Genomic DNA, 13,889 nt, shown 5'->3' with positions numbered 1-13,889 from the left:
AGTGGCCTCATTGCACATAGCCGATGGGCTGGCCGGTGACGGGGTGCGCAAACACGCCCATCTCGACACCGAAAATTCCTTTGAGCACGTCGCCCTGCATGATCTGGTCCGGCGTGCCGCGCGTCAGCAGCCTGCCGTCCTTCAGCGCGATCAATTCGTCGCAGTAGCGCGCCGCCATGTTGGGATCGTGCAGCACGACGACGACGCACAGGTCGCGCTTGCGGCTGAGGTCCCTGACCAGCCCCAGCACCTCGACCTGATGGGCGATGTCGAGCGCCGAGATCGGCTCGTCGAGCAGCATGACGCCGGCATTCTGCGCCACCAGCATGGCCAGCCATGCGCGCTGGCGCTCGCCGCCGGACAATTCGTCGACCAGCCGCTCGGTGAAGTCAGCCATGTCGGTCAAAACTAGCGCCTCATCGACATGGCGCCTGTCCTCATGCCCGAAACGGCCGAGCGCGCCGTGCCAGGGATAGCGGCCGAGCGTCGCCAGTTCGCGCACCGTCAGGCCGGTCGCCGCCGGCATCGTCTGCGGCAGATAGGCGAGCGCGCGCGCCAGTTCACGCGCGCCCCACTGCACCAGCGGCCGCTGCGCGAAGGTTATGCCGCCCGAGCTTGCCGGCTGCTGGCGCGCCAGGAGCTTGATCAGCGTCGACTTGCCCGAGCCGTTGTGCCCGATCAGCCCATAGACGCGCGAGCGTTGCAACTCGAGTGTAACCGGACCGAGCAGCGTCCGCTCGCCGACAGCGAACCGCACCGCTTCGACATGAAAGGCAGTCTGGGCATGAATTCCTGCCACGGTCTCGGCCTTCCTCCAGCTTTGCGCGCGCATTTCGAAATCCGGTTTTCGGCAATCCGGTTTGCGGGCGCCGATGTCCGGTTGACTATGAAACATGAGTTTACTAGTCAACAATGAAGATGACTTTTTGAGTCAACAAAATGTCGTGACGCGCCGGATTTTGCGTCGAAACACGAAATGTGGAGCGCGCCGAGATGATCGTTGGTTCAGGTCGCGGAAGAACTCAAAGCGAAGTGACTGCGCGCCGAAACCTGCTGATCGCGGCGATGTCGCTGCCGGTGCTGCTTGGCGGTGGTCACGCCGTCGCGCAGGAGGCGACCACCACCCTCGACCCGATCAATATTCAGGAACGCGTCGAAAGCGCCTTTGGGACGGTCGACGGCTATGTCGCCACCCAGGGCTCCACCGCTACCAAGACCGAAACACCGCTGATCGAGACGCCGCAGTCGATATCGGTCATCACCAAAGACCAGATGGAAGCGCAGGCGGTGGACAGCCTGAACAGCGCGCTGCGGTATACGCCAGGCGCAACCGGCAATCTCTACGGCACCGACAATCGTGGCCACGGCTTGCAGATGCGCGGCATTTCGAACTCCAGCGGCGTCTTCTACAAGGACGGGCTGCAGCTCAAGGAAAGTAATTTCACGCTGTTCACGGCGCTCGATTCCTACGGCGCCGAACGCTACGAAATCCTGCGCGGGCCGGCATCGGTTCTTTACGGCCAGGCAAGTCCTGGCGGCATCATCAACTATGTTAGCAAGCGTCCGACCGAGGAGACCCTCCGCAAGGTTGAGCTCGGCGCCGGAAGCTTCGACCGCTATGAAGGAAAGTTCGACTTCAGCGGGGCTGTCAACGCCGACAAGTCGCTGCTGTTCCGCCTCACCGGCGCCGCCCACACCGGCGATACGCAGACAGACTTCGTCGAGGACGACCGCATCTTCATCGCGCCGGCGCTGACCTGGCAGCCCGATGCCGATACCAGCCTGACCATCCTCGCCAACTATCAGCGCGACCGGTCCGGCTGGGCGATGCAGTATCTGCCGGCATACGGCACGATCAGGCCGGGCAGGGACGGAAAATACCTGCCGAACAGCATGTTCGTCGGCGAACCGGGCTTCGACACCTACGACAACGACCAGGCGTCGATCGGTTACGAGTTGGATCACCGCCTCAACGAGACATGGCAGGTTCGCCAGCATGCCCGCTACGTCTATCTGAAGCACTATGAGGAAGGCGTCTTCGGCGGTGGGCTTCTGAATGATGAGGGCGACTATTCCCGCTATGCCGATGCCGGCGGCAGCAGGCTCAGCGGCGTGACCATCGACAATCAGGCGCAGGCCGATTTCGACACCGGGCCGCTCGCCCACACGCTGCTTCTCGGCCTCGACTACAAGCGCTACACCTACCGCGACTATGCCGCCAGCAACGATATGATCGACGATCATTTCAATATTTTCGACCCGGCCTATGGCTATCCGGTCGGCGAAATGACGCCCTATACAGATACCGACACCACCCAATCGCAGGTCGGCCTCTACGCGCAGGACCAGATCAAGCTGGGCAACTGGCGGCTGACGCTGGGCGGCCGCCAGGACTGGGCCGACGCGAAAGTCCACGACAATCTGGCCGGCGCTTTCAATCCTCGCCAGAAGGACGACGCCTTCACCAGCCGCGCCGGTCTGCTTTATCTCGCCGACAATGGCCTTGCCCCTTATGTCAGCTATTCCGAATCGTTCCAGCCGGTGTCCGGCCCCGACAGCAACGGCAATCCGCTCGTGCCCGAAACCGGCAAGCAGTACGAGGTCGGGCTGAAATACCAGCCGGTCGGCTGGAACGCCTTCGTCACCGTTTCGGCGTTCGACCTAGCCCGGCAGAATGTCGTACGTTATGGCGGTGTTGGCGCGCCCAACGACATCTTCCAGACCGGCGAGATCAGGTCGCGCGGCATCGAGCTGGAAGCTGTTGCCAGCCTCGATTCAGGCTTCGATTTCCGGGCGGCCTATACATATCTCGACACCGAGATCACCAGGGCCACCTCGATCACCGTCGATGACGATAGTGGCGAGACAATCAGCGATGAGGGCAACACCCCATTCGGCGTGCCGGAGCATGCGGCCTCGCTGTGGGCGAATTACACCGTCGGCAGCGGCAAATTGGAAGGCTTCGGGCTCGGCGCCGGCATCCGCTATGTCGGCTCGACTTTCGGCGACGACGCCAACACTTTCAAAGTGCCGGCAGTCACGCTTGTCGATGCCGCACTCCACTACGAATGGAGGAACGCCGAGCTGAACCTCAATGTCAGCAATCTGTTCGACAAGCGCTATGTCGCCTCCTGCTACGCGGAAAGCTTCGGCTGCTTTTATGGCGAGGGTCGCCGGATCAACGGCTCGGTGAAGTACACATGGTGACCCGCGCGTGCAGGCCCGGACCCAATTGGCGCCACTGACGCGGCGCCGGTGCCTGGCCGGCCTGGCCGCGACGAGCCTCGGCCTGCGCGGCGACCCGGCGCATGCGGCGCGGCAGCCGCGGATCGCCTGCCTTGAGTGGACCTCGGCCGAGATGGTCGTCTCGCTCGGGATCGGCCCGGTGGCGGTCGCCGATACCAAGGGCTACCGCGACTGGGTCGCGGGTCCGGCTCTTCCCGCCAGCTGCCTCGATCTCGGCTCGCGCGGCGAGCCCAATCTCGAACTGCTCCTCGAACTCAAGCCCGACCTTATCACCGGCGCCTATGGCTATGGGTTGGACGAAGCTCCGTTCAGGCGGATCGCGCCACTGCACACCGTGCCCTTCTACGATGGCACCGAAGCGCCTTATCGCCAGGCCGAGATTGAAACGCTGAAACTTGGCTCAAAGCTCGGCCGCGAGGCTGAGGCTCAGCGCCTCATCCAGGAAACGGCGGCGGCAATCGCCCAGATCAGGGCACAGTTTTCAGGGCGGGCAGACCAGCCGCTCGCGGTGGTCAGCATGTTCGACGATCGTCACGTCCGTGTCTACGGCAAGGGCAGTCTGTTCCAGGACGTGCTCGACAGGTTGAGCCTCACCAACGCCTGGACGGCGCCGACCGATAGCTGGGGCTTTTCCATGCTGGGCATCGAAGAGCTGGTTGCGATCGGCGAGGCCCGCGTGATTTCGCTCGATCCGATCCCGCCGCATGTGAAGATCAGGATCGACCAGAGCAGCCTCTGGGCGAACCTTCCCTGCGTCAAGGCCGGCAACGTCAGGACAATCCCGCCGGTATGGCCGTTCGGCGGGCTAGCAGCCGCTGCCCGTTTTGCGACGTTTTTGGCCCGGGCATGACCATCATGCAGTCCACGGCCGGCCATCGTGCTCGTTTCAAGGCAGGGATGCTCGTCGCCCTCGTCGGCGTGCCGGCGGTGCTCGCCGCCTATCTCACCGCTGCCGGGCTTTTGCGCCTGTTGCCCGCCGACATGTGGTGGCAGTCGCTCGGGGCGACCGACTTTGCCGATCCGCGGCAGCTGCTTTACCGGCATGCCTTCCTGCCGCGTTTGGCGATCAGTCTGCTGGCCGGCGCGGCGCTCGGCCTGACCGGCACGCTGCTCCAGCAACTGCTGCGCAATCCGCTCGCCGAGCCGACGACCATCGGCACCAATGCAGGCGCCACCATCGCCCTGACGATCGCCACGCTCTACGCGCCGTGGCTGCTGGAGCAAGGTCGCGAATGGGTGGCGCTCGCCGGCGGCGCCCTGTCGACGCTGGCGGTTTTGGCTCTGGCCCGGGGCCGGAGTTTCTCGCCGGTCGCGATCATCATTTCCGGCCTGGTGGTCAGCCTCACATGCAGTTCGGCGAGCGCCCTGCTGATGGCGGCCAACCGCGAATATTCCGAGGAACTCTTCATCTGGCAGAGCGGTTCGCTGATCCAGAACGGCGATGCCGTGGTGCTCGGGTTCGCGCAATGGCTGGCGACGGCCGGCATTGCTGCCTTCCTTCTGCTCCGGCCACTGCGGCTTCTCGACCTGAGCGACGAGGGAGCCGAAAGCCTCGGCACGAAACCCGTAGTGACACGGCTGGCCGGGATGACCGTCGCCGTCGGGCTGAGCAGCATGGTGGTCGCAGCCGTCGGCGTCATCAGCTTCGTGGCGCTTGCGGCGCCGGCGCTGGTCAGGCTCGCCGGCGCACGGACCCTGCGCCAGCGCATGATCTGGGCGCCGCTTGCGGGCGCCATGCTGTTGTGGCTGACCGACCGGCTGGTGCAGGTCCTGCCGTTTACCTCCGAAATCCCGGCAGGCGTGGCGACTGCTTTCCTCGGTGCGCCGCTGCTGTTTCTTCTCCTGCCGAAATTGCGCACCAGCCCGGACCGGGACGGCACCATGCTGGCTTCCGTGCGCAGGCGCAGCGGGTGGGCCTATCTGCTGCTCGGGCTCATCGCGATGGCGCTTCTTCTCTGCGCCGCGCTTGTTGTCGGGCGAGGCGCGGCCGGCTGGCACGTCGCCTCGGCCGCCGAACTTGCCGACCTGCTGCCGCTCAGGGCGCCTCGCATCGCCGTCGCGGTTTGCGCGGGTATGATGCTGGGCGTGGTCGGCACGCTGATGCAGCGGATGACCGGCAATCCGATGGCGGCGCCCGAGGTGCTGGGTATCTCAGGCGGCGCCTCGCTAGGCATACTGCTGCTCTTCGTCGCGACTTCTGGTGTCAACCGTCCGGCGATGATCGCGGCCGGTCTCGTCGGGGCGCTGGTCAGCCTGGCGATGGTTTCGCCGACCGGCCGCCAGCAGCCCCTCGCGCCTGATCGGTTGCTGCTTTCCGGCGTCGCCGTGGCGACGATGGCGTCGGCATTCTCGGCGGTGATGCTCGCCAGCGGCGATCCTCGGCTCGATACGCTGATCGGCTGGCTGTCCGGCTCCACCTACCGGGCCACCGCCGCCGATGCCACAATCGCCGCCGTGGCGGCGACTGCTCTGCTCGCCATCGTGCCCCTCACCAGCCGCTGGCTGGAAATCCTGCCGCTTGGAGAAGCCGCCTCGCGCGGGCTCGGGCTTGGCCTGTTTCGCGTGCGGGTCGTGCTCCTGGTGCTTATCTCGGTGCCGACGACAATAGCCACGCTGGTCATCGGGCCGCTGAGCTTCGTCGGATTGATGGCGCCGCACCTGGCCCGCATGCTCGGCTTTCGACGCGCCTTGCCGCAGCTTTTCGCATCGGCGATGCTTGGCGGCATGATGCTTGTTTCCGCCGACTGGGCCGGCCGGATGCTGATTTTCCCGTGGCAGATTCCTGCGGGTTTGCTAGCTGCCCTGGTTGGCGGGCCTTACTTCATGGTGCTGATGTGGAAAGGCCGGCAATGAGCGGCCCCGCCACGCGCTTCGGGTTGGCGGCCACAAAGCGCATAGCACGCGCTCAGCCGGCGCGTGCTTCGCGGATCACGCGAGGCGCAAACGCCCCGGGCGGTGGAGCCTCGCGGCGCGCCAGAGTGTTGCGCAGCAGCGCGATCGTTTCACGGCCAGCCATTGCGATCTCGCGTGGCCTGTCGACGCCGACGATCATGAATTCCTCGATTCCCAGGGCAGCATAAGGAAGCAGGGAAAGCGCGACTTGTGCCGGCGGTCCGACAAATTCGACCGCCTTCTGGCCGGAAGCGTTGCCCTCCGAACGGATCCGGACGGGAAGCGCGAAACGCAGCTTGCCGGCCCGACCGTGTTCGGCGGCGGCATTGCGCACCCGCTCCATCAGTTGCCGGATCTCGTCGAGCGAACCCGGCGTCAGCTCGAAGACATCGGCATGCCGCCCGGCGACCCTGAGCGCCGTTCCGGACCGTCCCCCCATGCGGACGCTCACGCCGGCGCTACGCGGCCCCTTGCGCGGCACATAGCCGCCGCTGACGCTGTAGAAGGCGCCTTCATGGTCGAACGGCCTGTCGTTCGACCACAACCGTTTCAGCAGCACCAGATATTCATCGACGCGCTGCCAGACGACCGTATGACCGACCGGACGCGTTTCGGCATCATCGTCGTTCAGCGGCTCGCTGAGCATCCTGAGCGACAGCCGACCGCCGCTTTTCGCGTCGAGGGCCGCCAATTGCCGTGCCGCCACCGTCGGGTCGATCACACCAGCCCAATGCGTGAGAACGATCTCGAGCGAAGAAGTGCGGTCCAGCGCCCGGGCGGCAATATCCATATTGGTCAGCAGCCCAGCCGGATCGTCGACGACGATTTTCTGGAAACCGATGTCCTCGATCAGCGACAGCTTTGTCGCGGTTTCCGCGAAATCGTAGAAAAACGGCGCGGTTGGGTCGGCCGGGTGAGTTTTACCGGGAACATGCGTGAACTCGAACGGCATTGCCATCTCCTCCATCACGTTGGGGTCAAGCGCGCGAAAGCGCACCGGGACTCGGTTCATTCAACTCCGATATCGCGAAACGGCAGACAGCTATCCCTTTAGTCAGGCCCGATGACTCGCGGGCTCCATAGTCAGGGAACAAAACCCAGAACGACCGCCCCGGTGAACACGAACGCAAGGGCAAAGACGAGATAGGCAAAGGCGCCCTCATAGGCTGGCCGCCAAGTCTGGTCAGAACCGAGCCTTTGGCCTTTGCGGGCAGTGTGGGCGTTCTGGAAATAGGACATATCGACCTCCGTCTCGGCGGTTAATCTATTAAATCAGTAGACTTTGTCGAGTGCTATTTTCCAGCGATCCTTAGAATGTTTTTCTCCAACCTGAGGACAATTTGGTTTGTTTGCTGCTTAGCGCGGCACTTTCCGAGGCCGATCGGCCCGGTGGCAAAACGCCCGGTCGTGCGGGCGGGCAGGGATGGGCGGAGCGGCCGCCTAGTTGGCGGGCGGCCTGTAAGCTTCCAGGCCGAACAGCATCAGCACGAGCGACACAAGGAAGAACCCGACCGCGACGCCGAGCGCGATCCGGGCGTAGAGTCTATAAACGTCGCCCATGATGGTGCCGAACACCCGTCGTGCCGAGGCATCGGCTGGGCGCGATTTCTCATCGAGGTAGAGCCAGACTTCGGTGTGCTTGGGATTTTTGAACGCTGCGGTCGTGGCTTTCCACATCAGCGCCAGAACCATGGTCAGCGTGAGGAACGCGCCGGAGCGAAATGCAGACACCGGGTTGAAGGAGAATCCGACCATGACACAGCCAATGGCAAGCGAGCCGAACATGACGGCGCGCCCGATGCACCCCACAGCAACCCGCCTGATCTCATCCATCGGCGCCCTCGGCAGCAAGCTCGCCGACAATGTGCGAGCGCTGCGACCGTATCAAATCACTTTAAGGCGAATGTGCCGCCTGGACGTGCAGGCGCGCAACTCCCCAGCGCAACTTTGCGAACCCAACAGCCTGAAATACGGCCATCGACACGGCCCGCCCGGCGCGCTCTATGTTGCATGGCAAAGCAGAATCGAACCTTTCCGGCATCGACAGGCGCTGTCTAGGACAGGCGTTGTCTGGGCAAGACATCCGGCAGAGGAAGGCTATCGGCTATGCCGAAGGAGACGGAATTGAAGCCGGCGAGCGGCGCGACACCGCTGATAGCAATTGCGGCTGCCGCCGTCGACACCGAAACAACCGGGCCCGACGCCACCAAGGCGCGCGTGGTCCAGATTGGCGCGATCGGCATCGCGCATGGCAAGGTCGTCCGGGAAACTCAGCTCGATCTCCTCATCGATCCCGGTGAAGCAATCCCGTCCGAGGCTTCGCTCGTCCACGGCATCACCGATGCCGATGTTGACGGAGCCGGCAGCTTCCCGGATGCATGGGCACAATTCCAGGAGTTCGTCGGCGACCGCATCCTCGTCGGCCATTCGATCGGCTTCGACCTGGCGGTATTGGAGCGCGAATGCCGACGCGCCCAATTGCCCTGGAAAAAGCCTCGGGCGCTGTGCGTCCGGCTTCTTGCAACCATAGCAAATCCCAATCTGGCAGACCATTCGCTGGAAACGATCGCCGGATGGCTTCGCCTGGAGATAACCGGCCGGCATTCGGCTCTGGGCGATGCGATTGCGGCCGGAGACATCTATGCCGCGTTGATTCCGGAGTTGCGCAAACGCAACATCCGAACACTTGGAGAGGCCGAGGTTGCCTGCCTTGTCCTTTCGGACGCTCTCGAAGCCGGCCATCGCGCCGGCTGGGCCGAGCCGGTGTCGCGACCCCAGGCTCCGGCGTTTCAGCCGGTTGATCCCTATGCCTATCGCCATCGCGTCGGCAGCCTCATGAGCAGCCCGCCAGTCGTGGTGAAGTCGACCAAACCGACAAGGCAGGTCATCGACCTCATGGTCAAGCGCAAGATCAGCTCGGTCCTCGTGTCGGAGCGTGGAACGCCGGATCAAGCGATCGAGAACTATGGTATCGTTACCGAGCGCGACCTGCTGCGCCGCATGTCGTCCGACGCCGAGCGGGCTTTTGACATGCCGGTCGCAAGCCTCGCAACGCGACCGCTGATAAGCATCCGCGCCGCCGCCTTCGCTTACCGGGCGATCGGCCGCATGGATCGGCTGAAAGTCCGCCACCTCGTCGTCCGCGACGACGGCGGCATGCTGGTCGGCGTGCTTTCGGCGCGTGACCTGCTGAGGCTCCGCGCCGCCGCTGCCATCGATCTCGACGACACGATCGAACATGCCAGGGATGGCGCCGAACTGGCGGCCAGCTGGTCGATGCTGCCGGGCGTGGTACGTTCGCTCCTCGGCGAAGCAATCGACCCGCGCGTGGTGGCGGAAATCATCAGCGACGAACTTTGCTCGCTTACCCGCCGCGCCGCCGTGCTTGCCGAACAGCAGATGCAGATCGAAGGTCACGGCCCGCCGCCCTGCGCCTATGCCGTGCTCGTGCTCGGCTCAGGCGGCCGTGGCGAAAGCCTGATGGCCCCCGACCAGGACAACGCAATCGTCTTCGCAGATGGCGAGCCGGATGGACCCGAAGACAGCTGGTTCCAGAATCTCGGCGCCAGGCTCGCCGACATGCTCGACATCTCGGGCGTGCCGTATTGCAAAGGCGGGGTAATGGCCTCGAATGCCGCCTTCCGCGGTAGCCTCTCCACCTGGAAGCGGCGCGTCGAGGATTGGGTTCGTCGCCTGCGGCCTCAGGACCTGCTCAACGTCGATATCGTCTACGACCTGCGGCCGGTGCATGGCGACACCACGCTGGCCGCGCAGTTCATCGAATATGCCTATGACCGTGCCCACGCCGAGCCGGTGTTCGCGAAGCTGCTCGGCGAGCAGATGACGACCGGCAGTCCCTTCACTGTCTTTGGCGGCTTTCAGCTTGAAAATGGCCGGCTGGACATCAAGAAGCATGGCCTTTTTCCAATCGTCGCGACCGCACGCACGCTTGCAATTCGCCACGGCATCCGCGAGCGGAGCACGCGTGCCCGGCTCGAGCAACTGATCGCCCTGGATATTGGCGGCGAGCCCGACATGAAGGCGATGCTGGCCGGCCACGCCATGCTGGTCGGCTTGCTGCTCGCTCAGCAGACGCGTGACATCTACGCCGGTATACCGGCATCCAACCGCGTCGAGATCAATGCGCTGGCGCGCGATCAGCAGGCACAGCTCAAGAGCCTCATCAAGCGCCTTCAGTCGGCACCCGACCTGGTGCGGGACCTGATGTTCGCATCGCCGGCGACGCTCGGACAGTAAACAAACTCAGCTGCGCGCGGCGCCAAGCAGTTGGTCGACGAGGGCGCTGCGGTCGGCCTGCACCAGGAAATCCTCATGCGCGCGCAGCAGATTCATTCTCAGGAAGTTGAAGATATAGTCGTAATCGTTGGTCAGCAGATTGGGGTGGATCGGGACCATCTCGAAAACCGTTCGCGCCAGCGGCTCGGGGATCTCGCGCACCGGCCGCGGCGGGCCGATCTGGGTGGCGGCGAGGCGCTGACGTGTAAGCTCGGCGGCGTCCTCCCAGAAAGTGGCGGGCGAGCCCGCCGGAACGGCATATTTGGAGAAGCTTGCCAGGGCGACTTTTTCCAGCGCCGCCGGCAGGCCTCGCTGGCGCAAGCCGGCGGGTTGGCGCAGCGCACCCTCCACCATTTCCGCCATCATGGCGTAACACGCAGGGTAGGCGCGCCAGCGTGAATGGTTGAGCGCCGCCTGGAACTCCTTCTCGCTGAACAGCTTCTGCCAGTAGACTCCTGCCCTGACGCGGCAGAACTCGACGATGCTTTTCTGGGCCAGGAAGGCGGCGCGAGAATCCATGAAGTCAGCCAGTTCGCCGACGCTGACGATCGGCTGCGGCTTGCGCAGGAACTCGGGCAACAAATTGTTCAGCAGGCCCATGGCGCTCTCCCTTCGGTCTTGTTCCAACCGATATTGACCGTTTAGCCCTCGCGACGCCGCACCGCCAGCCCTCTTACCGAATCAAGTCCTCCCACCGATTCTCCAGTCCTCTCACCGATTCTAAAGTCGTATGAACAGGCGCGACAAGAAGTGATACTCATACAAAGTTACGGTCGGCTGATTCTATACCTGGCCGCGACCTATGCCGGAGGGCTTCCGCGTCAGCGGAAGAGGCAAGCTTTAAACGGCGCCTTGCGGTCGAGACGGTTCGCAAGCTGCCAACCAAGGGAGGGTTCAAGCTATGGCGACGCCAGACCGCGTAAGTTATTGGAACAAGACCAAGGGCCTCATGTTCACCATGCTGGGCCTGTGGGTATTCTTCGGTTACGTCATCCACATGTTCGTGGAGCAACTCAACAGCATCGTCATTTTTGGTTTTCCGCTCGGCTTCTACATGGCCGCTCAGGGTTCGCTCATCGCCTTCGTCGTCATGCTGTTCTGGTTCGCACGGCGCCAGAACGCGATCGACGAAGAGCATGGCGTCCATGAAGATTGATCGGGGGAACGTCAATGGCTAACACGACATCTACCACCGCAGGCGGAGGCGACTTCACCTCCAATCTCGGCCGCATCTACGGCATCTACACCGGCGGCTTCATAGCCTTCATCATCCTGATGGCCATCTTGAGCGCCATGGGCGTCGAAAATGTTGTCATCGGCTACCTGTTCATGGGCTTTACCATCGTCATCTACGCGGTGATCGGCATCCTGAGCCGCACCATGCACGTCGGTGAATATTACGTCGCCGGGCGCCGCGTACCGGCGCTCTACAACGGCATGGCGACCGGCGCCGACTGGATGTCAGCGGCCTCCTTCATCGGCATGGCCGGCTCACTCTATCTGCTCGGCTATGACGGCCTCGGTTTCGTGCTCGGCTGGACCGGCGGCTACGTGCTCGTGGCCATCCTCGTTGCGCCCTATCTGCGCAAGTTCGGCGCCTACACGGTTCCCGACTTCCTGTCGGCGCGCTACGGCGGCAATCTTGCCCGCTTCATCGGCGTGATCGTTCTGTTCTCCTGCTCGTTCACCTATGTCGTCGCGCAGATTTTCGGCACCGGGCTGATCTCGGCCCGCTTCCTTGGCATCGACTTCAATGTCGCGGTCTATGTCGGTCTGGCCGGCATCCTGGTGTGCTCCATGTTGGGCGGCATGCGCGCCGTCACCTGGACGCAGGTCGCCCAGTACATCGTGCTGATCATCGCCTATCTCATCCCTGTCATCTGGATGTCGACGGTTAAAACCGGCGTGCCGATCCCACAATTGATGCAAGGCCAGGCGCTGGCGAACATCACCGCGCTTGAGACGGCGCAGGGCATCACCGTGCATCACATCACCCCATTCGTGCATGGCGGCTACGATGCCAAGAACTACTTCCTGCTCATCCTCTGCCTGATGGTCGGAACGGCGTCATTGCCGCATGTCCTGATGCGCTACTTCACCACCCCGTCGGTGCGTGAAGCGCGTGTCTCGGTCGCCTGGTCGCTGCTGTTCATCTTCATCCTCTACTTCACCGCGCCTGCCTATGCGGCGTTCGCCAAGTGGACGATGCTCGACCTGGTGGCGTCGGGTCTGACGCCCGAGAACATCGCCGAGAAAGCCGGATGGATGATGCGCTGGGCCGCTGCCGACAATACGCTCGTGCAGATCTGCGGCAAGGCGGCGACAGACTCCGCGGCGATCGTCGCGGCCTGCGCCGAAAAGGGCGTGACGGCACTTTCGTTTGCCGACATCAACCTCAACGCCGACATGATCGTGCTGGCGACGCCGGAAATGGCCGGCATGCCTTACGTCATCTCGGGCCTCGTCGCCGCCGGCGGTCTTGCCGCCGCGCTGTCGACGGCGGACGGCCTGCTGCTGGCCATCGCCAACGCGCTCAGCCACGACATCTACTACAGGATGATCGACCAGAATGCGCCGACGTCGCGGCGCCTGATCGTGTCCCGCATCCTGCTGGTTATGGTCGCCGTGCTGGCCGCCTACGTCGCGTCGACCAAGCCGTCGGACATCCTGTCGATGGTGTCGTGGGCGTTTTCGCTTGCCGCCGGCGGGCTGTTCCCGGCGCTGGTGCTCGGCGTCTGGTGGAAGCGGGCGAACTCGGCCGGTGCGGTCGCCGGCATGATCGCGGGCTTCAGCATCACCATCTTCTACCTTGTCATGACCCAGTACGGCGCCGACTTCGACAAGGCGACGCCGAATATGGAACTGTGGTGGGGCGTGAAGAACATTTCGTCGGCGGCCTTCGGACTGCCGGTTGGCTTCGCCGTGATGATCATCGTCAGCCTTCTCACCAGGGCGCCGTCCCGGGATATGCAGGATTTCATCGAGGAAATCCGCGTGCCGCGCGGCAAGCAGATGATGGAAGAAAAGACTGCCTGATCGCGCATAGCGATCGGCGCTCAAGGCGGGGTCCGGTGACGGACCCCGCTTTCATTTCGGGGGCGTCGCTGGCATAACGCGGCGCCGCCGCTGCTTGGAACCCCCCCATGAACGATTTCTGGTCCTATTGGTATTTCCACATCCCGAATTTCGTCCTTGCCGCGCTGATGTACACGCTGATCGGTCGCCTCGTGCTCGGTTTTTTCGTGCCCGAAAGCTGGGACAACTACATCTGGCGCTTCTTCAAGACTGTCACGGACCCGTTCCTGCGGGTCGTGCGGACCATTACGCCGTCGATCCTGACCCAGCCGGTGGTGATCGCCTTCAGCGTGCTCTGGCTTATGGCCTTGCGCGTGTTCTATCTCGTCTTGCTGATCAATTTCGGCATTGCGCCGATGGCTTCGCAGGGGGGTTGAGGC

Annotated in this window: 12 protein-coding genes; 7 read left to right on the top strand and 5 right to left on the bottom strand. The window is 63.6% G+C overall.

What is annotated here, in order from left to right; translation table 11 throughout:
* Nucleotides 1–7: 7 nt before the first annotated feature.
* Entirely contained in the window at nt 8–832 is an 825-nt protein-coding gene (locus AC0L17_RS20355) for an ATP-binding cassette domain-containing protein (protein WP_473517149.1), read from the bottom strand.
* A 200-nt stretch (nt 833–1,032) separates the two neighbouring features.
* On the opposite strand from AC0L17_RS20355, the gene AC0L17_RS20350 reads away from it, so the two are divergent.
* From AC0L17_RS20350 to fhuB, 3 genes are read left to right on the top strand one after another with little or no spacing between them, the layout of a single operon-like run.
* Entirely contained in the window at nt 1,033–3,207 is a 2,175-nt protein-coding gene (locus AC0L17_RS20350) for a TonB-dependent siderophore receptor (RefSeq protein WP_473517148.1), read from the top strand.
* 7 nt (nt 3,208–3,214) lie between these two features.
* Nucleotides 3,215–4,096 (top strand): ABC transporter substrate-binding protein, encoded by an 882-nt coding sequence (locus AC0L17_RS20345; RefSeq protein WP_473517147.1) that lies wholly within the window; start codon nt 3,215–3,217, stop codon nt 4,094–4,096.
* On the top strand, nt 4,093–6,099 hold the full coding sequence (gene fhuB / locus AC0L17_RS20340) for a Fe(3+)-hydroxamate ABC transporter permease FhuB (RefSeq protein WP_473517146.1): 2,007 nt from the start codon (nt 4,093–4,095) through the stop codon (nt 6,097–6,099). Before AC0L17_RS20345 ends, fhuB begins: the two co-directional genes overlap by 4 nt.
* A 52-nt stretch (nt 6,100–6,151) precedes the next feature.
* Here the strand turns inward: fhuB and AC0L17_RS20335 are convergent, their stop codons facing one another.
* The 3 genes from AC0L17_RS20335 to AC0L17_RS20325 form a co-directional block, all read right to left on the bottom strand.
* Complete coding sequence (locus tag AC0L17_RS20335; protein WP_473517180.1) at nt 6,152–7,090, bottom strand: LLM class flavin-dependent oxidoreductase; 939 nt, start codon at nt 7,088–7,090, stop codon at nt 6,152–6,154.
* Between the two features lie 131 nt (nt 7,091–7,221).
* Nucleotides 7,222–7,377: a hypothetical protein gene (locus AC0L17_RS20330; RefSeq protein ID WP_473517145.1), complete on the bottom strand. Its 156-nt coding sequence runs from the start codon at nt 7,375–7,377 to the stop codon at nt 7,222–7,224.
* Nucleotides 7,378–7,578: 201 nt separating this feature from the next.
* Nucleotides 7,579–7,971, bottom strand: a complete 393-nt coding sequence (locus AC0L17_RS20325) for a hypothetical protein (RefSeq protein WP_023800517.1) — start codon at nt 7,969–7,971, stop codon at nt 7,579–7,581.
* A gap of 273 nt (nt 7,972–8,244) precedes the next feature.
* On the opposite strand from AC0L17_RS20325, the gene AC0L17_RS20320 reads away from it, so the two are divergent.
* A complete protein-coding gene (locus AC0L17_RS20320) occupies nt 8,245–10,395 on the top strand; it encodes a DUF294 nucleotidyltransferase-like domain-containing protein (RefSeq protein WP_473517144.1) in 2,151 nt (716 codons plus the stop codon).
* Between the two features lie 6 nt (nt 10,396–10,401).
* Here the strand turns inward: AC0L17_RS20320 and AC0L17_RS20315 are convergent, their stop codons facing one another.
* Nucleotides 10,402–11,034 carry a hypothetical protein gene (locus AC0L17_RS20315; protein ID WP_473517143.1) on the bottom strand — a complete coding sequence of 211 codons (633 nt, stop codon included), beginning with the start codon at nt 11,032–11,034 and terminating at the stop codon, nt 10,402–10,404.
* 301 nt (nt 11,035–11,335) lie between these two features.
* Between AC0L17_RS20315 and AC0L17_RS20310 the strand changes: the two genes are divergently transcribed.
* The 3 genes from AC0L17_RS20310 (at nt 11,336) to AC0L17_RS20300 (ending at nt 13,886) form a co-directional block, all read left to right on the top strand.
* Complete coding sequence (locus tag AC0L17_RS20310) at nt 11,336–11,590, top strand: DUF4212 domain-containing protein (protein WP_473517142.1); 255 nt, start codon at nt 11,336–11,338, stop codon at nt 11,588–11,590.
* A 14-nt stretch (nt 11,591–11,604) separates the two neighbouring features.
* Nucleotides 11,605–13,470: a sodium:solute symporter family protein gene (locus AC0L17_RS20305; protein WP_473517141.1), complete on the top strand. Its 1,866-nt coding sequence runs from the start codon at nt 11,605–11,607 to the stop codon at nt 13,468–13,470.
* Between the two features lie 107 nt (nt 13,471–13,577).
* The gene (locus tag AC0L17_RS20300) at nt 13,578–13,886 is read left to right on the top strand and encodes a YggT family protein (RefSeq protein WP_473517140.1); all 309 of its coding nucleotides are present in this window, start codon (nt 13,578–13,580) and stop codon (nt 13,884–13,886) included.
* Nucleotides 13,887–13,889 lie beyond the last annotated feature (3 nt).

The sequence above is a fragment of the Mesorhizobium sp. WSM4829 genome (assembly GCF_055811475.1).
Note: the sequence above shows the minus strand (reverse complement) of the source record. Positions and strands in the feature narration are given on the sequence as shown.